Origin of the sequence: Kitasatospora sp. NPDC101157, assembly GCF_044768255.1 — a bacterium.
Taxonomy (GTDB): domain Bacteria; phylum Actinomycetota; class Actinomycetes; order Streptomycetales; family Streptomycetaceae; genus Kitasatospora.
In genome coordinates this window covers 20,195-46,235 of record NZ_JBIWPL010000031.1, presented here as the reverse complement: position 1 = coordinate 46,235, position 26,041 = coordinate 20,195, and the positions used below count along the sequence as shown (strand labels likewise).

At 74.2% G+C, this 26,041-nt stretch carries 23 protein-coding genes; 14 read left to right on the top strand and 9 right to left on the bottom strand.

All coding sequences use genetic code 11. The features are described 5' to 3' along the window. The first annotated feature begins 147 nt into the window (after window positions 1-147). Entirely contained in the window at window positions 148-1,458 is a 1,311-nt protein-coding gene (locus ACIRVF_RS37365) for a polysaccharide deacetylase family protein (protein WP_402828450.1), read from the top strand. A gap of 656 nt (window positions 1,459-2,114) precedes the next feature. On the opposite strand, the gene ACIRVF_RS37360 is transcribed toward ACIRVF_RS37365, so the two are convergent. Further along, window positions 2,115-2,885 (bottom strand): glutamate racemase, encoded by a 771-nt coding sequence (locus ACIRVF_RS37360; RefSeq protein ID WP_402828447.1) that lies wholly within the window; start codon window positions 2,883-2,885, stop codon window positions 2,115-2,117. A gap of 56 nt (window positions 2,886-2,941) precedes the next feature. Between ACIRVF_RS37360 and ACIRVF_RS37355 the strand changes: the two genes are divergently transcribed. Together ACIRVF_RS37355 and ACIRVF_RS37350 are read left to right on the top strand one after the other, a co-directional pair. Next, window positions 2,942-4,090 carry a glycosyltransferase gene (locus ACIRVF_RS37355; protein ID WP_402828444.1) on the top strand — a complete coding sequence of 383 codons (1,149 nt, stop codon included), beginning with the start codon at window positions 2,942-2,944 and terminating at the stop codon, window positions 4,088-4,090. Between the two features lie 138 nt (window positions 4,091-4,228). Further along, the gene (locus ACIRVF_RS37350) at window positions 4,229-4,984 is read left to right on the top strand and encodes an SAM-dependent methyltransferase (RefSeq protein WP_402828441.1); all 756 of its coding nucleotides are present in this window, start codon (window positions 4,229-4,231) and stop codon (window positions 4,982-4,984) included. 9 nt (window positions 4,985-4,993) lie between these two features. On the opposite strand, the gene ACIRVF_RS37345 is transcribed toward ACIRVF_RS37350, so the two are convergent. From ACIRVF_RS37345 to ACIRVF_RS37335, 3 genes are all read right to left on the bottom strand, one after another. Next, window positions 4,994-5,869, bottom strand: coding sequence for an alpha/beta fold hydrolase (locus tag ACIRVF_RS37345; protein WP_402828438.1), 876 nt, complete (start codon window positions 5,867-5,869; stop codon window positions 4,994-4,996). A gap of 79 nt (window positions 5,870-5,948) precedes the next feature. Continuing rightward, entirely contained in the window at window positions 5,949-6,623 is a 675-nt protein-coding gene (locus ACIRVF_RS37340) for a thiol:disulfide interchange protein DsbA/DsbL (RefSeq protein ID WP_402828435.1), read from the bottom strand. Window positions 6,624-6,743: 120 nt separating this feature from the next. Then, window positions 6,744-7,946: a glycosyltransferase family 4 protein gene (locus ACIRVF_RS37335; RefSeq protein ID WP_402828432.1), complete on the bottom strand. Its 1,203-nt coding sequence runs from the start codon at window positions 7,944-7,946 to the stop codon at window positions 6,744-6,746. A 446-nt stretch (window positions 7,947-8,392) separates the two neighbouring features. On the opposite strand from ACIRVF_RS37335, the gene mscL reads away from it, so the two are divergent. The 5 genes from mscL (at window position 8,393) to ACIRVF_RS37310 (ending at window position 14,334) form a co-directional block, all read left to right on the top strand. After that, window positions 8,393-8,842, top strand: a complete 450-nt coding sequence (gene mscL / locus ACIRVF_RS37330) for a large conductance mechanosensitive channel protein MscL (RefSeq protein ID WP_402828429.1) — start codon at window positions 8,393-8,395, stop codon at window positions 8,840-8,842. Between the two features lie 388 nt (window positions 8,843-9,230). Further along, a complete protein-coding gene (locus tag ACIRVF_RS37325) occupies window positions 9,231-10,028 on the top strand; it encodes a DUF6643 family protein (protein WP_402828426.1) in 798 nt (265 codons plus the stop codon). Window positions 10,029-10,280: 252 nt separating this feature from the next. Next, window positions 10,281-11,156, top strand: coding sequence for an MOSC domain-containing protein (locus tag ACIRVF_RS37320; protein ID WP_402828423.1), 876 nt, complete (start codon window positions 10,281-10,283; stop codon window positions 11,154-11,156). Window positions 11,157-11,435: 279 nt separating this feature from the next. Further along, window positions 11,436-13,934, top strand: a complete 2,499-nt coding sequence (locus tag ACIRVF_RS37315; protein ID WP_402828420.1) for a right-handed parallel beta-helix repeat-containing protein — start codon at window positions 11,436-11,438, stop codon at window positions 13,932-13,934. A 40-nt stretch (window positions 13,935-13,974) separates the two neighbouring features. Next, a complete protein-coding gene (locus ACIRVF_RS37310) occupies window positions 13,975-14,334 on the top strand; it encodes a DUF6191 domain-containing protein (RefSeq protein WP_402828417.1) in 360 nt (119 codons plus the stop codon). Window positions 14,335-14,427: 93 nt separating this feature from the next. Here the strand turns inward: ACIRVF_RS37310 and ACIRVF_RS37305 are convergent, their stop codons facing one another. Next, window positions 14,428-15,558 carry a PLP-dependent cysteine synthase family protein gene (locus ACIRVF_RS37305; protein ID WP_402828415.1) on the bottom strand — a complete coding sequence of 377 codons (1,131 nt, stop codon included), beginning with the start codon at window positions 15,556-15,558 and terminating at the stop codon, window positions 14,428-14,430. Window positions 15,559-15,697: 139 nt separating this feature from the next. Continuing rightward, complete coding sequence (locus tag ACIRVF_RS37300; protein WP_402828412.1) at window positions 15,698-16,972, bottom strand: ROK family protein; 1,275 nt, start codon at window positions 16,970-16,972, stop codon at window positions 15,698-15,700. A gap of 17 nt (window positions 16,973-16,989) precedes the next feature. Here ACIRVF_RS37300 and ACIRVF_RS37295 point away from each other — a divergent pair, with 17 nt between their 5' ends. After that, a complete protein-coding gene (locus ACIRVF_RS37295) occupies window positions 16,990-18,345 on the top strand; it encodes an MFS transporter (RefSeq protein WP_402828409.1) in 1,356 nt (451 codons plus the stop codon). Between the two features lie 137 nt (window positions 18,346-18,482). Next, window positions 18,483-19,094: a HutD family protein gene (locus ACIRVF_RS37290; protein ID WP_402828406.1), complete on the top strand. Its 612-nt coding sequence runs from the start codon at window positions 18,483-18,485 to the stop codon at window positions 19,092-19,094. Between the two features lie 74 nt (window positions 19,095-19,168). On the opposite strand, the gene ACIRVF_RS37285 is transcribed toward ACIRVF_RS37290, so the two are convergent. Continuing rightward, entirely contained in the window at window positions 19,169-20,062 is an 894-nt protein-coding gene (locus ACIRVF_RS37285) for an esterase/lipase family protein (protein WP_402828403.1), read from the bottom strand. A gap of 180 nt (window positions 20,063-20,242) precedes the next feature. Here ACIRVF_RS37285 and ACIRVF_RS37280 point away from each other — a divergent pair, with 180 nt between their 5' ends. Continuing rightward, window positions 20,243-21,664 carry a PucR family transcriptional regulator gene (locus tag ACIRVF_RS37280; protein ID WP_402828400.1) on the top strand — a complete coding sequence of 474 codons (1,422 nt, stop codon included), beginning with the start codon at window positions 20,243-20,245 and terminating at the stop codon, window positions 21,662-21,664. A 154-nt stretch (window positions 21,665-21,818) separates the two neighbouring features. Here ACIRVF_RS37280 and ACIRVF_RS37275 read toward each other — a convergent pair whose 3' ends face one another. Continuing rightward, the gene (locus tag ACIRVF_RS37275; RefSeq protein WP_402828397.1) at window positions 21,819-22,574 is read right to left on the bottom strand and encodes an acyltransferase; all 756 of its coding nucleotides are present in this window, start codon (window positions 22,572-22,574) and stop codon (window positions 21,819-21,821) included. 176 nt (window positions 22,575-22,750) lie between these two features. On the opposite strand from ACIRVF_RS37275, the gene ACIRVF_RS37270 reads away from it, so the two are divergent. Next, window positions 22,751-23,533: a maleylpyruvate isomerase family mycothiol-dependent enzyme gene (locus tag ACIRVF_RS37270; protein ID WP_402828394.1), complete on the top strand. Its 783-nt coding sequence runs from the start codon at window positions 22,751-22,753 to the stop codon at window positions 23,531-23,533. A 169-nt stretch (window positions 23,534-23,702) separates the two neighbouring features. Here ACIRVF_RS37270 and ACIRVF_RS37265 read toward each other — a convergent pair whose 3' ends face one another. Next, the gene (locus ACIRVF_RS37265) at window positions 23,703-24,476 is read right to left on the bottom strand and encodes an enoyl-CoA hydratase family protein (protein WP_402828391.1); all 774 of its coding nucleotides are present in this window, start codon (window positions 24,474-24,476) and stop codon (window positions 23,703-23,705) included. A gap of 198 nt (window positions 24,477-24,674) precedes the next feature. Here ACIRVF_RS37265 and ACIRVF_RS37260 point away from each other — a divergent pair, with 198 nt between their 5' ends. Then, window positions 24,675-25,472, top strand: a complete 798-nt coding sequence (locus ACIRVF_RS37260) for an ATP-grasp domain-containing protein (RefSeq protein WP_402828388.1) — start codon at window positions 24,675-24,677, stop codon at window positions 25,470-25,472. Between the two features lie 143 nt (window positions 25,473-25,615). Further along, window positions 25,616-26,020 (top strand): RidA family protein, encoded by a 405-nt coding sequence (locus tag ACIRVF_RS37255; RefSeq protein ID WP_402828385.1) that lies wholly within the window; start codon window positions 25,616-25,618, stop codon window positions 26,018-26,020. Window positions 26,021-26,041: the final 21 nt, after the last annotated feature.

Below are 26,041 nucleotides of genomic sequence, written 5' to 3'. Positions count from 1 at the left end.
GATCCAGGAGCCGTTCACGGGACGGGTGAGAACCCCCCACCGAGAACCGGAATACCCAGGGGGCGGAGCCGCCGCCCCCTGGAGCCGGAGGCCGGGCTCCGTCCTCCGGCGGTACCGCCACGCCGCTCGGCGACCAAGGGGGAACCGTTGCCGCAGACCCAGTCCACCTCATCGACCTCCCCGGCCCGCGCCAGGCCCGTACCCGGCGTCCGGGCACTGCCACCACCCACCGGTTGCGCGTCCGACCACCACGGCGCCGGCCGACCCCGACCGGCCGTCGAGGCGAAGCGCTTCGAGACCACGCGCCTCGATGCCAAGCACCTCGACGCCAAGCACGTCGATGCCAAGCGCCACGACAACAGACGACTCGACACCAAGCGACTCGATACGACGCTCCTCGACGGTAGGCGTCTCGGCACGAGGCCCGTCGACGCGGGCAGCGTCGACACGCGGAGCGCTGGTACGAGGAGCGTCGGCACCGGGAACGCCGATGCTCCGGACGTCGGCGCGGGGAACGCCGACGCCGAGCGGCCCCAGACGGAACGGCAGGACGGACGGGGCGAATGGCTGCGGTTCGCCCCCGTACAGCCGCTGTTCCGGGCCCGGGCCGCCCAGCGACTCGCCGTCCTCGCCTACCACGGGGTCACCGACCACCGCTCCTTCGGCGCCCAGCTCGACCGACTGCGGCGACTCGCCACCCCGGTCTCGCTCGACGCCGTCCTCCAGGCCGTCACCGAGCGGCGGCCGCTGCCGCCGCGCAGCGTCCTGGTCACCTTCGACGACGCCGACCGGAGCGTCCTCACCCACGCCCTGCCCGCCCTCGACGCACGTGGCATCCCCGCGACCGCCTTCGTCATCTCCGAACTCATCGGCACCGAGCGCCCCTTCTGGTGGCACGAGGCCGACTTCCTCGCCCGCCACGGCGGCCGCGCCCGCTCACTCGACTGCGGCCACCCCTCCCAGCTGCTCCCGCGGCTCAAGGCCATGCCCGATCCGGACCGGCGCCGCAGCCTGCACGAACTGCGGGTCAGCGCCGACCGGCGGCCGCCGCGCCAGGAACAGCTCACCCCCGCCGACCTGCTCGCCCTGCGGGACGGCGGCGTCGCCATCGGCAACCACACCCAGGGGCATCCCTGCCTCGGCCGCTGCGACGATGCCACCGTTCGCACCGAGATCACCGGTGCCCACGAGGCCCTCACCGCCTGGCTCGGCGAACCTCCGATGGCCTTCGCCTACCCCGACGGTGGCCACGATCCCCGTGCCGAAACCGTTCTGCAGGAACTCGGCTACCGCCTCGGCTTCCTCTCCGACCACCGCCTCGGCCCCCGACTCCCCACCCACCCCCTCCAGATCAGCCGCCTCCAGGTCGACTCCACCACCAGCATCCGCCGCTTCGACACCATCCTGTCCGGCCTCGAACCCGCCTACCGTCGCTGGCGCCGCCAAGAGGTCGCCTGACCCCGACGGCGCTGTGCGGGGCCCGCTCCCCGCACAGCGCCGTCCCGTTCAAGCCATTCCCGCACGCCGGGCGCGCTGCCCCGCAGGCACACGCCATGCCCGTCCGGCACCACCCGGGCATCTGATCCAGCCACCTCCCGCACGAGCAGTCGGCCCGACCTTGGCCGAGTCAGACCCACAGCGGGCTCCCCACAGGTGCCCCCACCCATCCGCGGCTCTCCCCCAACCGCACGAAAGCCGGCCCGTTCGACTTCCTGCGCACGAGCCGGGCCTACGGCCTCGGTGGATTGTGCCGTTCGGGCGCCGCGTGGTCCGGTTGTTGTCGCTCGCGTGGATGCGGGCGCTCTTGCACGAGAAGTCGGCATGCTGACTCTGCTGGCGAAGTCGCTCGGGGTGGGTGGCCTCCGGCAGGCGCCGACCGCGGCCAGGCGGGTGGCCGCTAGCGGTCCTGTCGTTCAGGTACTGCGAGGATCCGGTCCGGTCGGGCCCGCGTGCGTGAGAAGTCGGCGTGGTCGACTTCCCGCGGCGGCCCGGCGTCAGCCGGGCGCCGGGCCGTGGCTCGGGTGGGCGGCGGGCGGTCGTGTCGTACAGGCGCTGCGTGGTTCGGTCGCTGGCCTGCGTGCACGGGAGGCGGGACCGGTCGGATCGGGGTGAGGTCAAGCGGTGATGGGGGTGAGGGTGAGGCCCTGGGGATAGAGGGTGGCGGTGGGGGGCAGGGTGGTGGGCAGGCCGGCGTGGAGGACGGTGAGGGTGCCGGTGCCGGTGCGGGTGGGGTCGGCGACGCGCCGGAGGGCCTGGGCGGCGACGGCGTCGGCGGAGCCGAGGAAGGTGAGCGCCGGGGAGGCGGTGGGGGCGACGGCGGCGCGGATGCGGTCCTCGACGAGTTCGTAGTGGGTGCAGCCGAGGACGAGGACGTCGGTGCCGTGCGGGGTGCGGGCGGCGGCGTCGGCGATGGCCGCGGTGACGGCGTCTTCGTCGCCGTGCTCGATGGCGTCCGCGAGGCCCGGGCAGGCGACCTCGGTGATGTCGGCGGTGCCGCCGAAGTCGCGGATCAGCCCGCGCTGGTAGTCGCTGCCGGTGGTGGCCGGGGTGGCCCAGATGGCGACGCGGCCGCCGAGGGCGGCGGCGGGCTTGATCGCCGGGACGGTGCCGATGACGGGCAGGCCGGGCTCCAGCTCGGCGCGCAGGGCGGCGAGCGCGTGGACCGAGGCCGTGTTGCAGGCGACCACCAGGGCGTCGGGTTCGTACGCCGCGGCGGCCCGGCAGCAGCCGAGGGCCAGTTCGGTGATCTCTTCGGGGGTGCGCGGTCCCCACGGCATCGAGGCCGGGTTGGAGGAGAGCACCAGATCGGCGTCCGGGCGCAGCTTCCGAACGGCGGCGGCGGCGGCCAGCAGGCCGATTCCGGAGTCCATCAGTGCGATCTTCACGGGGCAAGACTTTAGTCGATCCCCCGTGCCGGCCGGTTCTGCGGCAGACTGCCGGGGTGACCGTCCTGCTGTGGATCGCCGCGTTCTCCCTGCTGGTCTGGCTCTGGCTGGCGTGCTGCCACGGTTTGTTCTGGCGCACCGACGTGCGGCTGCCGCCGCGTCGTCCGCCGGTGCGGTGGCCGCAGGCGGTGATCGTGGTACCGGCCCGGGACGAGGCGGCGGTGCTGCCGGTGAGCCTGCCGACGCTGCTGGCGCAGAAGTACCCGGGGCGGGCGCGGGTGATCCTGGTGGACGACCACAGTTCGGACGGCACCGGGGCGCTGGCCGCGGCGCTGAGGACGATCGACGGGCTGGAGCTGACCGTCACCACGCCTCCCCCGCTGCCGCCGGGCTGGACGGGCAAGCTGTGGGCGCTGCGGCACGGGGTGGAGCTGGCCGGTCCGGACGCCGAGTACCTGCTGCTGACGGACGCGGACATCGCGCACGGGCCGGATTCGCTGGCCGAGCTGGTGGCCGCGGCCGAGGGCAACGGGCTGGACCTGGTGTCGCAGATGGCCCGGCTGCGGGTGGAGACCGGTTGGGAGCGGCTGATCGTTCCGGCGTTCGTGTACTTCTTCGCCCAGCTGTACCCCTTCCGCCGGAGCAACCGCCCCGGTTCCCGGACGGCGGCCGCGGCGGGCGGCTGCTCGCTGGTGCGGCGGGAGGCGCTGGAGCGTGCGGGCGGGGTGGCGGCGATCCGGGGGGCGGTGATCGACGACGTGTCGCTGGCCCGGGCGGTGAAGTCCTCGGGCGGGCGGACCTGGCTGGGGCTGGCCGGGGAGGTGGACAGCGTCCGCCCGTACCCGCGGCTGGAGCAGTTGTGGCGGATGGTGTCGCGCAGCGCGTACGCGCAGTTGCGGCACTCGCCGTTGCTGCTGCTCGGGACGGTGCTGGGGCTGGCGCTGGTGTACCTGGTGCCGCCGGTGGCCACGGTGGCCGGGCTGGTGGCGGGGGCGCCGCCGGTGGCGGTGGTGGGCGGGGCGGCCTGGGCGCTGATGGCGGGCACCTACCTGCCGATGGTCCGGTACTACGGGCAGCCGGCCGCGGCCGTGCTGCTGCTGCCGTTCACGGCTTCGCTGTACCTGCTGATGACGGTGGACTCGGCGGTGCAGCACTGGCGCGGCCGGGGCGCCGCCTGGAAGGGCCGGACGTACCCCGGGGCCTGACCGGGCAGAAGAGGCACGACCGGGCACGGCCCGGGCCCGTAGGGACACGACCCGGCCAGGGGCAGGGGCGGGGGCAGGGGCAGGAGCGGGCACCGGAAACCGCGGGCGCGCCGGGCCGGTCCGATCCATACTGCTCGGATGGACCGTCAGCGGATCTCCCGGCTCGCCCATGCCCACCACCCGATCGCGGCGCCGTTGTCGGACGGGTCGGTGGCCCGGTTGCTGGACCGCGCGCTGGCCGGGCAGGAGGCCGGCCGGGTGCTGGATCTCGGCTGCGGCGGGGGCGCCTGGCTGCTGCGGGCGCTGGCCGCGCGGCCGGGCTGGCGGGCGGTGGGGGTGGACGCCGACCCGGCGGCGCTGACCCTGGCCCGGGAGGCGGCGACCGCGCTCGGTGTGGAGCGCCGGATCGGCCTGCACCACCGGGACGCCCGGGAGTTCACCGACCGGGAGCCCTTCGACCTGGTGCTCTGCGTGGGCGCCACCCACGCCTTCGACGGGCTGCTGCCCACGCTCGCGGCGGCCCGTGAACTGCTGGCCCCGGGCGGGCGGTTGCTGGTCGGCGAGGGTTTCTGGGAGCGCGAACCGTCCCGGGCCGCGCTGGACGGGCTGGGCGCCGTCCCGGAGGACTTCGCGGACCTGGCGACCACCACCGACCGGGTGCTCGAAGCCGGTTGGACGCCGGTGTACGGGCACGTCAGCACGGCACGGGAGTGGGACGACTACGAGTTCTCCTGGACGGGTTCGCTGGCCGGGTGGGCGCTGGACCACCCGGACCACCCCGATGCGGCGGCCGCCCGCGAGGCCGCGGACCGCCACCGCACCGAATGGCTGCACGGCTACCGGGGCACGCTCGGCTTCGTCACCTACCTGCTGCGCCGCGGCCGGACTCCCTGACGCGACCCGCTACTTCTGCGTCCGCGCGAGGAAGTCGTCGATCAACGGGGCGATTTCGGGCAGCTTCTCCTCCAGTGCGAAGTGCCCGGTGTCGAAGACGTGCAGTTCGGCCCCGGGCAGGTCGCGCAGGTAGGCGCGGGCTCCGGCCTCGGTGAAGAAGGGGTCGTTCCGGCCCCAGACCAGCAGCGTGGGCGGCTGGTGGGCGCGCAGCCAGTCCTGCCAGTCCGGGTAGAGCTCGACGTTGGAGAAGTAGTCGAGGGCCAGTTCGACCTGGATGTCCTTGCGGCCGGGCAGGTCGAGGAAGTGCTGGTCGAGGGTCCAGCCGTCGGGGGCGACCAGGCTGGGGTCGCCGGTGCCGCCCTCGTACTGGCCGCGGGTGACGTCCAGGGTGAGGATCGACCGGGCGGCCTGCTCGGCGCCGGGGACGCCGCGCCGCTGGGCGATGAACTCCCTTGCCTGGTCGGAGAGTCCCTCCTCGTAGGCGTTGCCGTTCTGGACCACCAGGCCGGTGATCCACTCCGGTCGGCGGGTGGCCAGGCGCAGACCGACGGGTGCGCCGAAGTCGAAGACGTACAGCGCGAAGCGGTCCAGGCCGAGGGCGAGGCAGAAGCGCTCGATCACGTCGGCGAGGGTCTCGAAGCGGTACGGGAAGGCGTCGGGCGCGGGGCTGTCGCTGTTGCCGAAGCCGGGGTAGTCGGGGGCTATCAGCCGGTAGCGGGTACCGAGGGCGTCGAGCAGCCGGGCGTACTGATGCGAGGCGGAGGGGAAGCCGTGCAGCAGCAGGAGGACGGGGGCGTCGGCCGGGCCGGTCTCGCGGTAGAAGACGCGCAGGCCGTCGAGGTCGACGTGGCGGTGGTGGACGTGCGGGATCGTCAGCTCGCTCATGCTAACCATTAAACAGCATCTGAACGGTTAGACAAGGGCCTTCGAGCGAGCTGATCCTCCGTCATCCACCACCGGGTGCTCAGTGCTTCTGCAGCTGCTCCCGCTGCACGAGGTAGTCCAGCACCTCGGGCATGCCCTCGACGCCGCCGGCCTTGGTCGGCGAGGTGCGGTACTCGCCCTGGACGACCACCGTCGGCAGCTCGTTGATGCCGTAGCGGACGAACTCGACGGCCGCGTCGTCCACCGACCGCGCGACCTCGGCGGAGCGGTAGGCGATGCCGAAGCGCATGGCGTCGACGCCGTGGCGCACCGCCCAGTCGGTGGCGGCGGCCTCGGTGGTGAGGTCGGCCCGGTCGGTGTGGATCGAGCGGAAGGCACTGGTCTGCAGCTGCTCGACCAGGCCCAGGCGCTCCAGCGTGTAGTACAGGCGCGCGTGGGCGCGCTGCACGCCCTCGTCCGGGCTGCCCGGCCAGATCGCCGGCACCCGGCGCAGCTCGACATCGGCGCGGTGCTTCTCGGCCCAGGCCTGCAGTGGCTGCTCCAGCGCCTGGGAGTGGCTGCAGTCGTACCAGAAGAACTCGACGGCCTCGGTGCGCACGCTCTCATGCACCGGCTGCGGCTCGTCGAGCCGGACGAACTGGGCGCCCTCGGAGGGGTGTTGATGGGAGATCGCGCCGGCCTGGACGGGGGATGCGGCGATCCCGGCGGCAACGACGAGCAGGACGGTGGACCGCAGCAGCGACTTCGATTTCACACCGGGCAGTTTGCTGGTGACGGCCAGTTACCGACGAGTCGCGGCGGGACGGCGGGCCCGGGTTCACCCGAACGGCGTAGCTCCGGGGCGCGTCGTTCGGATCGGGCCGGGCAGGGCCCGTCAACTCGCGGGATCGGCCGTCCACACCTCGGCGACCAGCCGCTGCCAGTCGTCCACCACCGCGCCCAGCTCGAAGTGCTCCAGCGCGTGCGCCCGGGCGGCCGCACCGAGGCCCGCGCGGTTGCAGGCCAGCACCTTGCCCAGCGCCTCGGCCAGCGCCAGCGGGTCGCCCGGGGCGACCAGCGCCCCGGTGGCACCGTCCTGGACCACCTCGCGCACCCAGCCGACGTCGGTGGCCACGGCCGGCACCCCGGCGAGTGCCGCCTCGATCAGCGCGCCGGGCACGCCCTCGCTGTCGCTGGTGAGCAGCAGCGCGTCGGCGGCCCGGTAGAGCGGCGCCGGGTCGGGCAGCGGGCCGAGGAAGTGGGCGCGGGCGGCGGCCGGGTGGCGGGCCAGCGCCTCCAGCAACGGGCCCTCCCCGGCGACGGCCATCCGGACGTCGGGCAGCCGGTCGAGCACGTCGAGGGCGAGGTCGAGTCGCTTCTCGGGTGATATCGCACCGATCCAGGCGACCAGCAGGACGTCCGCCGGCAGGCCCAGCGCGTGCCGGGCGGCGCGCCGGGCGGCCCGGCCGTCGGCCGGTGGATAGCTTTCGGCGGCACGGGAGTTGGGTATCACGCGGACCTTGCCCTCGGGCAGCCCGAACTGCTCCTCCAGCACCTCGCGCGCCTCGTCGGTGAGCGTGGTGACGGCGGCAGCGCGGTGCATCAGTGCGCCGCCGCGCAGTCTGCGCAGCCGGGTGGCGGTCCAGTAGCGGGGGTGGCCGACGGAGACGTAGACGAAGGGGGTGCGGGTCCCGGCCAGGGCGAGGGCGCAGGCGGCAAGGGTGTCGGAGCCGTGGGCGAGCACGACGTCGGCGGCGCGGGCGGCGGAGCGCAGCGCCCGCAGGGTGCTGGGGCGAAGGCGGCCGGGGCCGAGGACGGCGGCGGCGCGCGGCCGGGCGGTGTCGGGACACCCCTCGCCGCAGGTCCCGGGAACGGCCGTCCCCGCGGTGCACACCCCCGACGCGTCCGCACCCGGCCGCGCGGGTGGCACGGCCGGGTGCGGGGCGAGGGCGCACAGCGCGGAGGCCTGGCCCCGGCGGCGCAGTTCCCGGTGGAGGTCACGGGCGAAGTTCTGGGCGCCGCCCCGGCGTTCGTCGCTGATCAGGTGCAGGACACGCGGGCGGGCTCCGGCCGAATCGGCCGCCGTGTGGTCGGGCATGGACCGACCTTGGCACAGCGCTCTGCCCGGTACAGCCCCTTCGCGCAACCTGGCGGTGGCCCGCACGCCCGCGCCCGTACACCCGGTGTGCGCTGAAGACCCGCCGTCGTGCGCCGGTTGCGACCGTCGTGCGCCCCGTCTCGCCCCCACCGCTCCGCGGTGCCGCCCTCCGCTCCCCCCGTACGCCGCGTCAAGTACCGGCTCACACCATCGGGTGGGGAACGAGCCGCGTGACGCCGGCGGAGCGGTACGCGGAGGGCCCGCCCGCCGCCCGGGCGCATCGGGCACGGGCCGGGGCGGGGGAACGGCCCGCGCCCTCGGCCGGTTACGCGGATCGGGTGAACGCTGGTTGGACCTCGGCCCCGGCCGCTCGGCAGGATGTCCGGCCGGGGCGGCCCCCGCGCTGCCCCATCTCCCCCTTTCCCGTTCGGATTTGGAGTCACCCGGTGTTCAAGGGATTCCGCAGCTTCCTGCTGCGCGGAAACGTGGTGGACCTCGCGGTCGGCATCGTGATCGGCGCGGCCTTCACCGCCGTCGTCACCGGGTTCGTCAGCGCCTTCCTCACCCCGCTGGTCGGGGTCGCCACCGGTGCGGTCGGCGACTTCACCCAGAAGACCTTCGAGGTGGGCGGCACCAAGTTCCCGTACGGCGTGTTCGTCAACGCCGTGATCGGGTTCGTGCTGGTCAGCGCGGTGATCTACTTCGCCGTGGTGGTGCCGGTCAGCAAGCTGCAGGACCGCTTCGAGAAGTCCAAGCCCGCGCCGGCCGCCAAGGTGGACTGCCCGGAGTGCCTGAGCTCGATCCCGGCCGCCGCGACCCGCTGCTCGTTCTGCACCACCGAGGTCGCCGCCCGGCCCGGCCTGCCCGCCCAGTCGCAGGCACTGCAGTCGCACTGACACCCCGACGGCGGTCCGTGCGGTGCTCGCGCGAGCGTGTCCGGATCGCCCGCTCCGGGCGCTGACGGGAAACTTATTCCCGAAACATTCACGAGCCCCCGTCGTACCGTCGGCGGGGGCTCGAATGCGCCGGGCGCACGCCCCGTCCGCAAAAGTTTCTCCATGGGCCCCGGGCAGCCACCGGCCGGTCACCGCAAGACCTCCCGGCCGCCGCGTCCGGGTGGTGTTCGATCACTGACGGGGTGCCAGAGTTGTCCGGAACTGAGCGCCGGTATGTCCGTTCTTACTACTTTCGAAACCTTTGTGCGAGCGAAGACTGTGTAAACACTCGAACTGCTCCCCCTCCCGCTCTCCTCAGCAGGCGCATTGTGGGCTTACCGTATGCCCCATGACCTCGCCCCGCTCCTACGACGGAGTCGGCTACCCCTCTCCGTCCTTCTCCTCCGGCACGCCGATCTACGACAGCCTCGTGGCTGAGCGCGGCGTCCCCCAGATCGCGCCCATCAACGTGCCGGCCGCCCTGCCGCCTGCACTGTCCTCCGGTTACGGATCCGGCCTCGGCCCGTCCTACGAGAACCGGTACGGCAACGGGTACGAGAATGCCGGCAGCAACCTCCCCGCGCTGCCGCCCGCCCGCCTCGCCCTGGGCCCCGGCCCGAGCAGCGGTCCCTCCGCCGGCCCGGCCACGGCATACATCCCGGCGCAGTCCGCGCCGGCGTACGCCTCCGCCCCGCAGCCACCCGCCCCCGGTTACGGCGCCCCCCAGCCGTACCAGCGGCAGCAGCCCGCCGCCCCGACCTTCGCCCAGACCGCCAGCGGCGGCTACCAGCCGACCGGCGGCCAGAGCTTCGGCGGCCAGAACACCTTCATCGGCCAGGGCGGCCAGCAGACCTTCGGCGCGCAGCCGACCGGCGGGCCGGCCGGTTTCGGCCAGGGCCAGCCCGGCACCCTGCCGCAGGGCGGTCCGCAGAGCTTCGGCGGCCAGCAGTCCTTCGGCGGTCCGAATCCGGCCGGCTCCGGCTTCCAGGGCCAGGGCGCCGACCAGGGCTTCGGTGGTGCCCAGCTGCGCCCGGCCATGGCGCCGGTCGCGCCGGTCCGCCCGATGCAGCCGCAGCGCCCGGGCCCGTACGGCGAGCCCGGTGGCTTCCAGCAGGGCGGCTACCAGCCGCAGGGCCAGGGCTACTGAGCACCGCCACCCAGGGGCCGTCCCCACCGGCCCGCACCCGCACCACCTGAGCACCACCCGGCGGCCCCTGAACGCCGGGCGAACGGAGAAACGGGTCATCCACGGACCGCCCGGAACGCCCCCCCACGGCGTACCGGGCGGTCCGTGCGCGTACCGGGCCCCGGAGGCGCCGCGACCGCCGTGGGACCGCGGTTGCCCGAGCGGTTCCCGGGGCCGTGCGTCCGGCCGCATCGCTGCTGGCAGGATGGGGGGATGCACCTCACCGGACTCCACGTCTACCCCGTCAAGTCGATGTACCGCCTGAGCCCCGACAACGCCGCGGTCCATCCCTGGGGTCTGGCCGGAGACCGCCGCTGGATGCTCGCCGACCCCACCGGACGCTTCGTCAGCCAGCGCGAGAACGCCGCCCTCGGACAGATCCGGGTCCGCCCGCTGGCCGACGGCACCCTCGTGCTGACCACTCCCGACGGCTCCCGGATCGAGGTCGCCGCCCCCGCCGCCACCACCGGGGACCCGGTCGCCGAGGTCGAGGTCTGGGGCACCCGCTTCCGCGCCGTCGAGGCCGCCAAGGAAGCGCACGTGTGGATCGGCGAACACCTCGGCGACTACCGCCTGGTGCACCTCGACGACCCTCGCGCCCGGCCCGTCGACCCCGAATACGGCGAGCCCGGCGACACCGTCTCGATGGCCGACGGCTTCCCGCTGCTGCTCACCTCCACCGCCTCGCTCGACCGGCTCAACGAGCTGATCGCCGCCGAGCACCCGGACGGCCACGAGACCCTGCCGATGGAGCGCTTCCGCCCCAACGTGGTGGTCGGCGGCTCCGAGCCCTGGGCCGAGGACGGCTGGCGCCGGATCCGGATCGGCGCGCTCACCTTCAAGGTGGTCAAGCCCTGCGGCCGCTGCGTGGTCACCACCACCGACCAGGAGAGCGGCGAGCGGCGCGGGCCCGAGCCGCTGCGCACCCTGGCCCGGCACCACAAGTTGCTGCGCAAGGCCGCGTTCGGGCAGAACCTGATCCCCGAGCGGCCGGCCCGCGTCGAGGGCGACGTCCTCGGCACGCTGCGCCTCGGCGACGACGTCCAGGTGCTGGAGGACGGGGCGCACTGGCCGGCCGACGGGCGCTGAGCGCCGCAGCGCCCCCTGGGGGGCGGTTCCGCGTCCCGCCCGCCGGTACGGAACTCCGGCTGTGCGCGCTCGTTGAAACAAGTGGTCGGAACCTGTGGCCGCGGTGGGCTCCCCCGGTGTCCGCGCGGCGGCGGGCCGCCGGGCCGGCCGTCCGGGCGGGCCGGAACGACCGGACGGACCACCCGCCGGGGCGCGCTACGGTGGGCGGACGGCCCGCGCGCCCCCGCGCCCACGGCCCGTTGATCGCCGGCACGACGAAGGTGGGGACGACAGACCGTCATGGCTGAGCACAGGGTCCGGGTCACCCAGGACAGCGCATCCCGCTGGCGTCGCCGCGCGGGCGAGTACGACACGCTCGCGGAGGCCCTGGCGGCCGCCGAGCCGGGCGACACCGTGACCGTCCGGCCGGGCACCTTCCGGGAGAACGTGCTGCTGGACAAGCCGGTGACCATCGTCCCGGCCCAGGGCCCGGGCACCGTCCGGATCGAACCGTCCTCCGGGGTGGCGATCACCGTCACCGCCGCCGCAACCGTGAAGGACCTGGTGGTCGAGGGCGGCGACAGCTCCGCCCCGGCCGTCCTGGTCACCGGGCCGCAGGCGACGCCCGCGTTCAGCGGCTGCCGGATCGAGACCCGCTCCGCCACCGGGATCGAGATCGGCGGCGGGGCCCGGCCGACCCTGCGCGGCTGCGTGGTAGCCAACCCGGGCGGGCTCGGGCTGCGGCTGCGCGGCGAGGGGACGGCCGCCGCGTTCGAGGACTGCGAGGTCGCCGCGGCCGGCCAGGCCGGACTCGCCGTCCTCGGCGGGGCGACCGCCGTGCTGGACCGCTGCCGGGTGCACCACGCCTCCGGCGCCGGGGTGCTGCTCTCCGACCCGGGCAGCGCGGCCGAGCTCACCGGCTGCGAGATCTACGAGATCCGCGGCAGCGGCGTGCAGGCCGAGGCGCAGGCGGGCGGACGACTGGTCGACTGCGACATCCACCGGGTCACCGGCAACGGCCTGACCCTGGACGGCGAGGCCGAACTGGTGCTCACCGGCTGCCGGGTGCACGACCTGCCGGAGAACGGCGCCGACCTGCGCGGGCGCGCCAGGCTCAGCCTGGTCAACAGCACCGTGCGGGACTTCGGGCGCGGGGCGCTGTCGGTCTGGGACCAGGGCACCGAGGCGGTCGCCGAGTCCTGCCAACTCCACGGCTCCAACGGCGAGTACCCGGCGCTGTGGGTCAGCGACGGCGCCCGGCTCACCCTCACCGACTGCTCGCTGCACGACCTGCCGGACGCGCTGTTCGTCCTCGACCGGGACTCCGCCGCCGTCGCCCGGGGCTGCTCGTTCAGCCGGATCCGCAGCTCGGCGGTCTCGGTCAGCGGCGGGGCCACGGTCACGCTGGCTTCCTGCCGGGTGCAGGAGGCCGGGACCGGGCTCTGGTTCCGCGACCACGGCAGCGGGGGGCTGCTCAGCGACTGCGAGATCTCCGACGTCTCCACCGGGGTGATCGTCACCAAGGGCGCCGACCCGGTGCTGCGCGAATGCACCGTACGGGCGAGCACCGACGCCGGGGTGTACGTCTCGGCGCAGGGGCGGGGCACCTTCGAGGACTGCCGGGTCTCGCACGGCAAGGGCTTCGGCTTCCACATCATCGACGGGTGCCGCACCCGGCTCACCCGGTGCCGGGCGGAGCAGAACGAGCGGGCCGGGTTCGAGTTCTCCGAACCGGGACCGGTCGCCGAGGGGTGCACCTCGGACGACGTCGCACCGGCCGTACCCGCGGGCGCGAAGACCTCCGGGCGACCGGACCTGCCTGGTCCGCGAGGCGGACAACTGGCCCCGGGCACGCCCGCGTTGACGGCCGCCCCGTTGTCCTCGGCCGGCTCCTCCGGCGGATCGGCGGCTTCGGCTCCAGCGGTTGCAGCGGCTTCGGCGGCTGCGTCGGCGACCGCGGCGATCGCGCCCATCCCGGACTGCCGGCCGGCCGACGAGGCGCTCGCCGAGCTGGACGCGCTGGTCGGACTGGCCACGGTGAAGGAGGAGGTGCGCACCCTGATCGACCTGATCTCGGTCGGCCGGCGCCGCCGCCAGGCCGGACTCAAGGCGCCCTCGCTGCGCCGGCACCTGGTCTTCACCGGCGCCCCCGGGACCGGCAAGACCACCGTCGCCCGGCTGTACGGCGAGATCCTCGCCTCACTCGGCGTGCTCCAGCGCGGGCACCTGGTCGAGGTGGCCCGGGTCGACCTGGTCGGCGAGCACATCGGCTCGACCGCGATCCGCACCGCCGCCGCCTTCGACCGGGCGCGCGGCGGGGTGCTCTTCATCGACGAGGCTTACGCGCTCGCGCCCGAGGACGGCGCACGGGACTTCGGGCGCGAGGCGATCGACACCCTGGTCAAGCTGATGGAGGACCACCGGGACGAGGTGGTCGTCATCGTGGCGGGCTACACCGCCGAGATGGAGCGTTTCCTGTCCGCCAACCCCGGTGTCTCCTCACGGTTCTCACGTACCATCAGCTTCCCCGACTACACGGCGGACGAGCTGCTGGAGATCGCCCGGGCGCAGTGCGCGGAGCACGAGTACGCGCTCTCCGAGGAGGCCGAGGGCGCGCTGCTGGAGCACTTCGCCCGGCTGGAGCGCGGCCCCAACTTCGGCAACGGGCGCACCGCGCGGCAGATCTTCGAGACCATGGTCGAGCGCCACGCGGTGCGGGTGGCGGCCCTGGCCGACCCGTCCACGGAGGAGCTGCAGCTGCTGGTCCCGGCGGACCTGCCGACGGCGCCGCTGCCGTAGGCGGCGGAACTCCGCAGCGGCTGCGGGCCGTTGGGTGCGCATGGGCATGTTGTTGACGGGCGCGGCGGGCGGATTGCTGTTACCGGCCGGGCTGGTGGTGCTGTTCTTCCTCGGCGCGGTGGTGCGGCGGTTCCGCAGGCGGCCGGCGGTGGGCGGACCGGGCACCCCGAGGGACGGCCGGGGCGCCGGAGCGACCGCGACGGAGGAACTGCACGCGCTGCTCTACCCGAGCAAGCGGGTGCAGCTGGAGCAGCGGCGGGTCGAGCTGGTGCTGCGGGACGACGAGCACGACGGTGCGCCGAAGCGTACGGGGATCGACCTCGCGGGCCGGCGGGCGGTGATCCGGCGAGGGGCGGGACCCGGAGCTGACAGAGGGGCGGGACCCGGGGCTGACAACTGACAGCAGACGGATAACAGCTGACAGATGACAGATTTCAGATTCTGTCGTCTGTCATCCGTCAGCTGTTAGCTGTTGCCTGTTGCCTGTTGCCTGTCAGCCCGTCCAGGCGCCGCCCGCCAGGAAGGACTCCATCGCGGCCCGGTACGGCGTGATGTCGATCCGCTCTCCGGCCAGCCAGTCGTCCGAGTAGTACTTGTCCAGGTAGCGGTCGCCCGGGTCACAGATCAGGGTGACCACGCTGCCCGTCCGCCCGGCCGCCCGCATCTCCGCGACGATCCGCAGCGCGCTCCACAGCCCGGTCCCGGTGGAAGCCCCGGCCTTCTTCCCCAGCACCTGCTCCAGCACCCGCACCGCGGCGATGGAGGCGGCATCCGGCACCTTCATCATCCGGTCGACCGCTCCCGGCACGAAGCTCGGCTCCATGCGCGGCCGCCCGATGCCCTCGATCCGGGACCCGCTCCCGCACACGGCGTCCGGATCGTGGTCGACCCAGCCCTCGAAGAAGCACGAGTTCTCCGGGTCCGCGACGCAGATCCGGGTGTCGTACTGCATGTAGTGCACGTACCGGGCGATGGTCGCCGAGGTGCCGCCCGTCCCGGCGGTGGCGACGATCCAGGCCGGCTCGGGGTGCGGCTCCAGGCGCAGCTGGGCGAAGACCGACTCGGCGATGTTGTTGTTGCCGCGCCAGTCGGTGGCCCGCTCGGCGTAGGTGAACTGGTCCATGTAGTGCCCGCCGGTCTCCTCGGCGAGTTGCGCGGAGGCCGCGTACACCTCGTCCGGGCGCTCGACCAGGTGGCACTCGCCGCCGTGGAACTGGATCAGGTCGATCTTGGCCTGGCTGGTGCTCTTGGCCATGACCGCGATGAACGGCACCCCGATCAGCTGGGCGAAGTACGCCTCGGAGACGGCGGTCGAGCCGCTGGAAGCCTCGATCACCGGCTTGTCGGGGCGGATCCAGCCGTTGCAGAGCCCGTACAGGAACAGCGAGCGGGCCAGGCGGTGCTTGAGCGAGCCGGTCGGGTGGGTGGACTCGTCCTTGAGGTAGAGGTCGATCCCCCACTCGGCCGGCAGCGGGAAGCGCAGCAGGTGGGTGTCGGCGGAGCGGTTGGCGTCGGCCTGGACCTTGCGCACCGCTTCGTTGAGCCAGGCCCGGTAGTTCGGGTCCGAGCGGTCGACGTCGATGGTCGGCTCGATGCCGGGGCTCACACCGGACTGGGTACTCATGGTCACTACTCCCTCGTTGCGGCCCCCCGCTGCTCACTACGAGTGTACGAGGGTCACGATAAGTGACCGTTTTCAAAGACCCAGCTTCCGCTTATCGCCCGTGGCCCCGGCCCGTCCGCTGACGGGTGCCACCGCTCCGCTACACCGGCACCGACTGCGGGTCCGCCAGGTACGGGCCCCAGCCCAGCTCGGCCGCGCCCGCGAGCGCGCCGTGCGCCAGCTCCGCGCCGACGATCGGCACCCGGCCGCTGCGCCCCCACAGGCTCCGCTCGGCGACCACCGCGCGCAGCCGGTCGGGGGCGGCCTCCAGGAGGTCGAGGTGGAGCCCGCTGAGCACCACCCGGTCCGGGTTGAGGATGTTGGCGACCCCGGCCAGTCCGAGTCCGAGCCGGTCGATCACGTGCTCGACCGCCGCCCGCGCCCGCTCGTCGGTCGCGGCGGCCCAGCACAGTTCGCGGGCCTGGTCGAGCAGCGGACGGCCCGGCGCCGGGGTGAGGCCGGCGGCGGCGAACAGCGCGTCCGGGTCGGTCTCGGAGTTGAGGCAGCCCCGGTTGCCGCACACGCAGGGACGGCCCTGCGGGTCGACGGTGAGGTGGCCGACCTCCAGGGCGAGCCCGGCGCTGCCGGTGTGCAGGTGGCCGTCGATCACCAGGGCGCCGCCGACGCCGCGGTGGCCGGAGGTGACGAAGAGCAGGTGGCGGGCTCCGCGCCCGGCGCCGTGCCGGTACTCGGCGAGCGCGGCGAGGTTGGCGTCGTTGGCGATGGCGGTGGGCAACGGGTGCACCGCCAGCGGGCCGTGGTCGGCGCGACCGACCTCGACGTCGTACAGGTCGGCGACCGGGGTGCCGCTGGGCCAGGCGAAGTGCAGTGCGGCGAGCGCGGTGCCGTCCGGTTCGGTGACCGGGTTGGGCAGCGCGAGCGCGGCCGCCAGGCAGCGGCGGCTGGTCGAGCGGGCCAGTTCCGCACCGGCCTGGGCGACGGCGCGCAGCATCCGGACCGGGTCGGTGGCGGCGGGCAGCGGCAGGTGGACCGGCGGGTCGAGGAGTCCGCCGAGACCGGCCAGGGTGACGCTCAGCCCGTCGGCGTGGATCTGGCCGGCGACCACGACCGGACCGTGGGGGTCGATCGCCAGCCGGTGCGAGGGGCGGCCGCGACCGCCGCCGGCCGGGCGCGAGTCGACGGTGATCAGCCCGAGCGCCTCCAGCTCGGCCGTGACCGCGCCGGCGGTGGCCCGGGTGACGTCCAGCGCGCGGGTGAGCGCGGAACGGGTGGGCGTCTGACCGGTGTGGATCAGTGAGAGCGCAGGGCCGAGCAGCGTCCGACCCCGGTCGGGGGCCGCGCGGCGGTGGGCGTCGCGCTGCGCGTCGGGGTCGACCCCAGAGCGGGGCCGCGGGCTTGATGGTGAGAGCTGCACGCCCCTATTGTGACTTTGTGCCGCTTCGAAACAAAATCCGTTCCCACCGCCACGCAGACGAATCCCTCCCCCAGTCTCGCAGCACACCCCCGGCGCCCGACAGACCCTGGGGCGCCGCACGACTCGCACTCACCGCCTTCTTCGCCGTCGACGGCTTCCTGTTCGCCGCCTGGGTCGTCCGCATCCCGGACGTCCGAAGCCAGGTCAATGCCTCGCACAGCGCCCTCGGGCTCGCTCTGCTCTGCCTCTCCATCGGCGCCGTGCTCACCATGCCGCTGGTCGGACGGCTCTGCCTCCGGTACGGCTCGCGGCCGGTCACGGTGGGCTCGCTCGCCCTGCTCAGCCTCGCCGTACCGCTCCCCGCGCACGCCCACTCGGTGCTGTCGCTCGGTGCCGTGCTGCTGCTGTTCGGCGCCGGGTACGGGGGCGCCAACGTCGCCATGAACAGCGCCGCCGTCGACCTGGTGGCGCAGCTGCGGCGGCCCGTCATGCCCAGCTTCCATGCCGGGTACAGCCTCGGCGGACTGGTCGGCGCCGGGTTCGGTGGGCTGCTCGCCGACCGGCTGACCACCGCCTGGGCTCTCGCGCTCGGCGGGCTGCTCGGACTGGCCGTCACCGTCGGCGCAGGCGTCGTGCTGCTGCGCAGCCCGGCGGCGCCAATGGTCGCGCCGGAGCGTGGCGGGGCAGGGACAGGGACGGAGCCCGGGACCGGGGCCGAGACCGGGGCCGGGGCCGGGGAAGGGGCCGGGGCCGGGGAAGGTGGCGCCGCCACGGTACCTGCCGAGGACTCCACCGGCCGCCCGGCCGGGGCGCCCGTCCGACTGCTGGTACTGGTACTCGGGCTCACGGCGCTGTGCACGGCGTACGGCGAGGGCGCCATCGCCGACTGGACCACCCTCCACCTCACCGACGACGTGCACGCGAGCGCGGGGACGGCCGCCGCCGGGTACGCCGCGTACGCCTTCGCCATGACCAGCGGGCGGGTGGGCGGCACCTGGCTGTCCATACGGCTCGGCCAGAACCGGCTGATGCTGCTCGGCGGCCTGACCGCGGCGGCCGGGATGCTGGTGGCCGCGCTGGCCCCGGCGGTGTCGGTGGCCATCGGCGGGTTCGTCCTGGTCGGCCTGGGGTTGGCCAATCTGTTCCCGCTCGCGATCGCACGCGCGGGCGCGGCGGGCGGACCGCAGGGCGTCGCGCTGGCCTCGACGCTCGGGTACGGGGGCATGCTCATCGGGCCGGTGGTGATCGGCTTCCTCGCCGACGCGGCCGGACTGCCGCTGGCCCTCACCACGGTCGCGGTCGCGGCGACGACTGCGGCCCTGCTGCCGTTCGCGGTCGGGCGGCGCGGCCGACAGCGAACAGATGACAGATGACAGATGACAGATGACAGATGACAGATGACAGCGAACGGATGACAGATTTCATCATCTGTCATCCGTTCGCTGTTCGCTGTCATCTGTTCGCTGTCACCTGTTTCCGGCCGTCCGCACAAGTGGGAGGATGCGGCCTCATGACCACCAGCGGACGCATCCAGGTACTGCGGGCGAGCGAGCGCCCGGCCACCCCGTGGCTCAACGGGGGCGGGGTGACCAGGGAGGTCGCCGGGTTCCCCGCCGGGGCCGGGCTGAACGACTTCGACTGGCGGGTCAGCCTCGCCGATGTGGCCTCGGCCGGGCCCTTCTCGCCGTTCCCCGGGATCGACCGGGTGATCACCCTGGTCGAGGGCGCCGGCATGGTGCTCACCGTGGACGGCGTGGAGCGGTCGGTCGACGCCCCGTTCCGCCCGTTCGCCTTTCCCGGCGACGCCACCACCGACTGCCGACTGCTGGGCGGTGAGGTGGTGGACTTCAACGTGATGACCCGCCGCGGCCGGACCGAGGCCGCCGTGGACCTGGTCACCGAGCCCGGCGCCGTCCAGGTCCCGCCCGCCACGACGGTGCTGCTGGTCTGCCTCGCCGGTTCGGCCTCCCTCGACGGCGCCGAACTGACCCGCTACGACGCCGCGTTGCTCGACGCACCCGGCACCCACCAGCTGCGGCCCGATGGCGTCACGGCCGTCATCACCTTCCGCACCGCCATCACCTTCGGCAGTGTCGCCACTGCGGAGGCCACCACGAGCTGAGCAGCGCGCTGCCCGTGCCCCGGAGCGCCCCGGGGACACGGGCGGCGCGACTCGGCCGTGCCGACCGCGAAGCGTCAGCCGCAGAACACCGGCGTGGCGTGCGCCGGGTCCAGGGCATTGGTCACCAGGTGCAGCGCCGTCGGCGAGAAGGCGATCGCCACGTGCTCGGCCGGCGTGACCGGGCAGTGGTCCTGCAGCACCTCGTTGTCCACGTCCGGCCCGTTGAGGAACTGGGTCCGCCACGGGGTCACGACTTCGTCGTACACGGTCGAGATCACCGTGTAGTGCACGCCCGGCACGGTGTCCGGTCGCGAGGCCATCGTGGCGTTGAATTCGGAGCCCACCGCCTGGTCACGGCAGGCCTGGCAGACCGTGTAGATCAGGTCGGCCACCCCGGGGAAGTACGGCGCCAGGTTGGTGATCCCGTCGAGGCTCGTGCCGTGGTTGGACGGCGCCAGGCCGATCAGCCTGTCCACCTTCGAGGCACCGCCGAGGAACTTCAGGTAGTAGTTCGGCAGCATGCCACCCTGCGAGTGGCCGACGATGTCGACCTTGGCGGCACCGGTCGTGGTCCTCACCAGATCGACGAAATGGGCGAGTTGGGCCGCCGAGGCGGGCACCGCCCCGAGGCCGCCGATCGGCAGCAGCAGGCCGCTGCCGGTGGAGGTGATGCCGGGGACGGTGCCGTAGTCGAGGGCGAAGACGCAGTACCCGAGGCCCTTCAGCAGCGGGGAGAGCGTCAGCCAGTTCTCGTAGCGGTTGGCGAAGGTTCCGTGCACCAGCACCACCGGGTCGGGGTGCGCGGCGGACGGCCGGCAGCTCCAGTCGTTGGCGCCGGGCGGCGAGGCCACCGTGTCGCCGTCGGGCGGGAGTTCGGTCGCGGTGGCGGCGGCCGGCGCCGCCGCTGGGGCCGCGGAAGCGGGCACCGCCGCCGCGCCGACCAGCAGCGCGCCGGCCAGTACGGCCACACCGAAGGCTCCTCCGAGCCGACGGCGCAAGGGAGTTGCGGAGAAGCGGAGAAGTGGGGTTCTCAACTGTTGCCTCCACGGCGGAAGTTTGTTACCAACAGGTAACCCGAGTGGCTCAATGATGCGGTCGCCCCTCCGGCCCGGCCCTTGGGCGTTCCCCAGACCTGGACGGTGTTCTCTGTGACCGGTCACAACGCACCCCACTGCACCCCCACGACCCACTCCGCCCCAGCGCCCACCACCCGCCCCGGCGAGCCCTCCGCCGACTCCCCCACCGGCACCGGCCACCCCACCCGGTGGCGCGTCCCGGTGATCGGCGGACTCCCTGCGGACCAGCGACTCCTGGGCGGCGCCCGTGAGTTGGCCACGAGCGTGGTCGCCGCCCTGCTGGACCGTGTGCCGCTCTACCGCCGCCTCCCCCGCGAGCAGCTCACCGGCGAGCTCACCCGGGACGCCGAACGCCGCATCCGCGCCCTCGCCCACGCCGTGCGCACCGGATCGCCGGCCCCCGCGGAGGAGTTCACCGACGTACGGGAGGCGGCCGCCCGCCGCGCCGAGGAGGGCCTGCCACTGGACGCGGTCCTGCTCGCCCACCACCTCGGGCTCGAAGTCTGCTGGGAGTTCCTCACCCGGGACGCCCACGCCGGTGACGCCGCCGACCTGCTGCTGCTCAACCGCCTGCTGCTCGACCAGCTCCGCCGGGCCGCCATCGCCGCCGGTGCCGGCTACCTGGACGGGCAGCGTTCGGCCGGCGACCGACGCTCCACCGCCCGGCAGTCCCTGCTCACCGCACTGCTCGCCGGCACCCCCACCGAGGAGGCCGCCGCCCGGGCCGGGACGGAGCTTCCGCCGGGCTACGCCGTGCTCTGCCTGTCCCTCGCCGACCACCCGGACGAGCACTCACCCGGCATCGACCCGGGCATCGCCGCCCGCCGCAAGCTCCGCCGCTTCGGCGCCGAACTCGACCACCGCACCCGGCGGTCGGCGCTCACCTCACTCACCCCCTCGGGCGGCCTGGTACTCGTCCCGCTCGACACCGCGCCGGACCGTTCCGCCGATCCGGCGGACGGGCGGGTGGCGGACGAGCCGTGGCCTCAACTCTCCGCCGCCCTCGCCGCAGCGGCCCGCGCCGCCGGTGTACCCGTCCTGGCCGGAGCGGCCGCCGCGGCACCGGCGGAGATACCCAGTGCCGCTGCCCTGGCCTACGAAGTCCTCGACGTGGCACGGGCGTTCGGCCGACCGCCGGGGCTGCACCGACTGGACGACGTCCTGCTGGAGTACCAGCTGACCCGGCCCAGCCGGGCCCGCTCCCGGCTCGCCGCGCTGCTCGAACCGCTCGGCGACGGCGGGGAGTTGCTCACCACCCTGCGCACCCACCTGGCCGGCGGCCTCAACCGCCGCCACACCGCGAGCGCCCTGCACCTGCACCCGAACACCGTCGACTACCGGCTGCGCCGGATCGCCGTCCTCACCGGCCTGGACCCGGCCCGCCCGGCCGACCTCCTGCGGATCACCGCCGCCATCGCCGCACGGACCGCGGAACGGTCGGCCCCGGCCCGCCGCTCACCGATCGAACCGCCTTCTCCCGCAGTCCAGTTGTGACATGACGCGGCCCGCTCCACCGGATACGGGATGGCGCGGGCCGCGGTGACACGCCGGTGCTCAGCAGTTCAGAGCGCTGGAGGGTCCGGACGGCGGCGTCGGTCGCCGGGCCAGGAAACGGGAGAGTTCGTCCAAAAGATCTGCAGAACGATCCTCAGGCCCGCTCCCCCGGCAACCGCAGGTCCCACCCGACCAGGGCCCGCAGCTGCTCCGCCGTCACCCCGTCCGGCACCGGCCGGGGCGGTTCGTGGCGCAGCGGCGGCTGCCAGCCCTCCTCCTCGCTCCAGCGGCGGACCACCTTGGCCGGGGCTCCGGCCACCACGCTGTGGTCGGGCACCTCGCCGCGCACCACGGCGCCCGCCGCGACCACCACGTTGCGCCCGATCCGCGCCCCCGGCATGATCACCGCGCCGGTGCCGATCCAGCTGCCCGCGCCGATCTCCACCGGCTCGTTGCGCGGCCACTGCTTGCCGATAGGCAGCTCGGTGTCGCGGTACTCGTGCGCCTGGTCGCTCACGTACACGCCGGGGCCGGTCCAGACGTCGTCGCCGATGACGATCGACTGGTGGCCCACGATGTGGCTGTCCCGGCCGATCACGCAGCCGCCGCCGATCCGCACGATCGGCTCCGGGCCGAGGTCGAGCCCGGGGAGGAAGCCCGCGCTGATGGTGACCCGCTCGCCGATGATCGAGAACGGCCCGATGGTGATCCACTGCTCGTTGAACACCGCCCCGAGCGGGAATGCGAGGCTCGTGCCGTCACCCAGCTCGCCGAACCGGTACGGGCCGGGGTTCCGGTTGGTGACCGCACCGGTTCGCTGCATCCAGCGCCAGCCCCGGTGGACGAGGCGTCCTGCGGCCCGGCGGCCACCGGCCCGGACGGCGGAGAGGAGGGAACGGGTTATCGGCATGCGCTCACGTTACCGGCCCGTAGCATCCGCCCGTCGGCCGGGAGGCCGACATCACACCCGTCCCGGTAGCCACTCCCGTTCGCGTCGGCGCGTCGCTCCGACCGGCCTTCGCGCACCGGCCCCCGGCCGTCCGAACTCCGCCACGGCTGTCGGACCCCGGTGCGAGACTCCGCCCCATGGAGATCTCCGAGCACATCGACGCGCTGCGCCGCGAGGGCGCCCTGCTCGCCGACGCCGCCGCCCGCACCGACCTCACCACCCCCGTCCCGACCTGCCCGGACTGGCGGCTGGGCGACCTGGTGCGGCACGTCGGCCAGGTGCACCGCTGGGCCGCCGCCTACCCGGCGAAGGGGCTGGGGGCCGTGCTGGACGAGGTCGGCGAGAAGGCCGTCATCGGTCCGGACCCCTCGGACGCCGCGTTGCTCGACTGGTTCCGCGAAGGCCACGCGGCGCTGGTGACGACGCTGTCGGAGGCGCCGTCCGACATCCAGTGCTGGACCTTCCTGCCCGCACCCAGCCCGCTGGCCTTCTGGGCCCGCCGCCAGGCCCACGAGACCGCCGTCCACCGCTTCGACGCCGACGTGGCGGCCGGCTCCCCGGGCCCGGCCGTGGACACCGCGCTCGCCCTGGACGGCATCGACGAGCTGCTGCGCGGCTTCATGGCCCGCGGCCGGGCGAAGGTGCACAGCGACAGCCCCCGGACCGTTCGGATCCGAACCACTGGCGGCCCGGGCTCCTGGCGCCTGGCCGTCTCCCGCGAGCCGCTCGCCGTCACCACCGAGGAGAGCCCCGAGCCGGCCGACCTGACCGTCACCGGTCCGGCCCGCGAGCTCTACCTGCTGCTCTGGAACCGACTGACGGTCGAACAGGCCGAACGGCAGGCGCAGCCCCGGCGGATCGAGCTCAGCGGGGACCGGAGCCTGCTCGGCCTCTGGCGGGACGGTGCGGCGATCCGCTGACCCTCCGGTGGCCCACCGGTGCCCCACCGCGCCGGCCCGCCCGGTCACCGACACGGGCGGGCCGGGCCCGAACCACGGGCCCCGAGCTCCAGGCCCGCCGGCCGGCCGTCCCGCCGGCCGGCTCGGCCCGGCGCACCGTCCTCGGCGCCCTACCTCGGCGCGCCCGACCTCAGCGCACCCAGGCGGCCGGCCGCTTCTCCAGGAACGCCCGCATCCCCTCCTGCGCCTCCGCCGACCCAAACAGCCGCGCCGACAGCTGCACCAGCTCGTCCGCGTCCCGCTTGAAGGACCGCACCACCTCGGCGTTCGCCAGCCGCTTCGACTCCGCCAGCCCCTGCGGCGAGCCCTGGCGCAGCGCGTCCAGCAGGCCCTTCAGCACCACTCCGGTGTCCTCGGTGGACCCGGCGGCCTGGGTGATCAGCCCGATCCGGGCCGCCTCGGCGGCGTCGAAGACCTCACCGGTGAGGTAGTAGCGGGAGGCGGCGCGCGGCTCCAGCTTGGGGCGCAGCGGCAGCGAGATGACGGCGGGCGCGAGGCCGAGGCGGACCTCGGTGAAGGCGAAGGTCGCGGCCGGTCCGGCGATCGCGAGGTCCGCCGCGCCGATCAGGCCGAGGCCGCCTGCCCGGGCGTGCCCGTCGACCACGGCGATCACCGGCTTGGTGCAGTCCACGATCGCCTTCTGCAACTCGACCAGGCCGCGCGGGCCCACCGTCGGGTCCGCGCCGGTCGCCTCGGAGAGGTCCGCGCCCGCGCAGAACACCTTGCCGGTGTGGGTGAGCACCACCGCACGCACGTCCCGGTTCGCCGCGGCCACCGCGAGTCCGGCGTGCAGCTCGGACATCAGGCGGGAGGAGAGCGCGTTGCGGTTGTGCGGCGAGTCGAGGGTGAGCGTGGTGACGGCGTCGGCGGTGGTGACGCGGACGAGGGGCTCTGCGCTGGTCATCGGCGTGGGCCTGCCTTCCGGCTGAGGGTGGGTCGGACTGCGGGCGCGGTCCGGGGTATCCGGACCGCGCCCGCACGACTCTGGCACGCCCACCCGCCCCTCGGCCAGAGCCAACCGCGGACCGGCGGACCCAAGCGACCGACGGCCGGACAAAAAACCGCTGGTCGCGGCGGTCCGCCGCCCGGCAGCATGGGCGCCATGGCCACCGAGACCCCCGTCCTGCTGCTCGCTCCGCGCATCAACGAGACCGGCCTCCAGCTGCGCACCGCTGCCGGGCTGCGCGGACTGCGGGCGTTCACCGCCGCCTCCTGGCGGGCGCCTCGCGAACTGCTCGGCGCGCCGGTGCACGTGTACGGCGGTCCGCTGTTCGCCGACGCGGTCGGCCGGGAGCTCGGTCTCGCCCTGCTGGAGCCCGCCGAGGACTGGCCGGCCCGGCTGCCGCTCGCGCTGACCGGTCGACGGGTGTCCGCGACCACGCTGGCCGAGGCCCGTACGCTGCGCGGCCCGGCCTTCGTGAAGCCCCCGGCGGACAAGCTGTTCGCCGCCCGGGTCTACCCCGACGGCGGCGCGCTGCCCGGTCCCGACCTGCTGGACGGCGACACGCCGGTACTCGTGAGCGAGGTGGTGCGGTTCCACGCCGAGTACCGACTGTTCGTCCTGGACGGTGCGGTGCGGGCGGGTTCGCGCTACGCGGTGGACGGCGACCTGTCCGTGGCTCCGCTCGGGCGGGACGCCTCCGAGGTGCAGGCCTTCGCCCGCGACGTACTGGCCGCCTCGGCCGAGCACGCCCCGCTGCCGAGCGGGGTGGTGGTGGACATCGGACGGACGGACCGCGGCTGGGCGGTGGTGGAGGCCAACGCGGCCTGGGCGAGCGGGGGTTACGCTGCCGAGCCGGAGGACGTCCTGGACGTGGTGCTGCGCTCCTCCGGCCCGGACGCCCAATTGTCGAGCGCCGACGGGCCGTTCCGACGCGCACTGCCCGAAGTGGTGCGCTGAAGGACCGCGTTGGTCACGCCGGAGCGATCGGCCGGCGCCACCACTTGCGCCACCGCCTGCGACACCACCTGCAACACCACCTGCAACATCGCCCGTCGGCACCGCTTGCGGCACCGACGGGCGATGGCCCACGATCGTGCGCCATGACCACCAAGCACCTCACCCACATCACCGAGCCGCCCGGCGTCGCCCCCGGGACCGGCTACACCCAGGTCGTCACCGGCAGCGGCCGACTGGTCCAGGTCTCCGGGCAGGTCGCCTTCGACGAGCACCGGAACCTGGTCGGTGCGGGTGATCCGAAGGCCCAGGCCCGCCAGGTCTTCGAGAACCTGCGCCGCTGCCTGGCCGCCGCCGGGGCCGACTTCTCGGACGTCGTCAAGTTCACCTTCTTCATGACCGACATCGCCCACCTCCCGGCGATCCGGGAGGCCCGCGACGAGTACCTGGGCGACCTCCCGCTGCCGGCGGCCTCCGCGATGCAGGTCGCGGCGCTCTTCCGGCCGGACGTACTGATCGAGATCGAGGCGATGGCGATCGTCCAGGAGTAGCCGCGGCTCGGCGCGTCACGG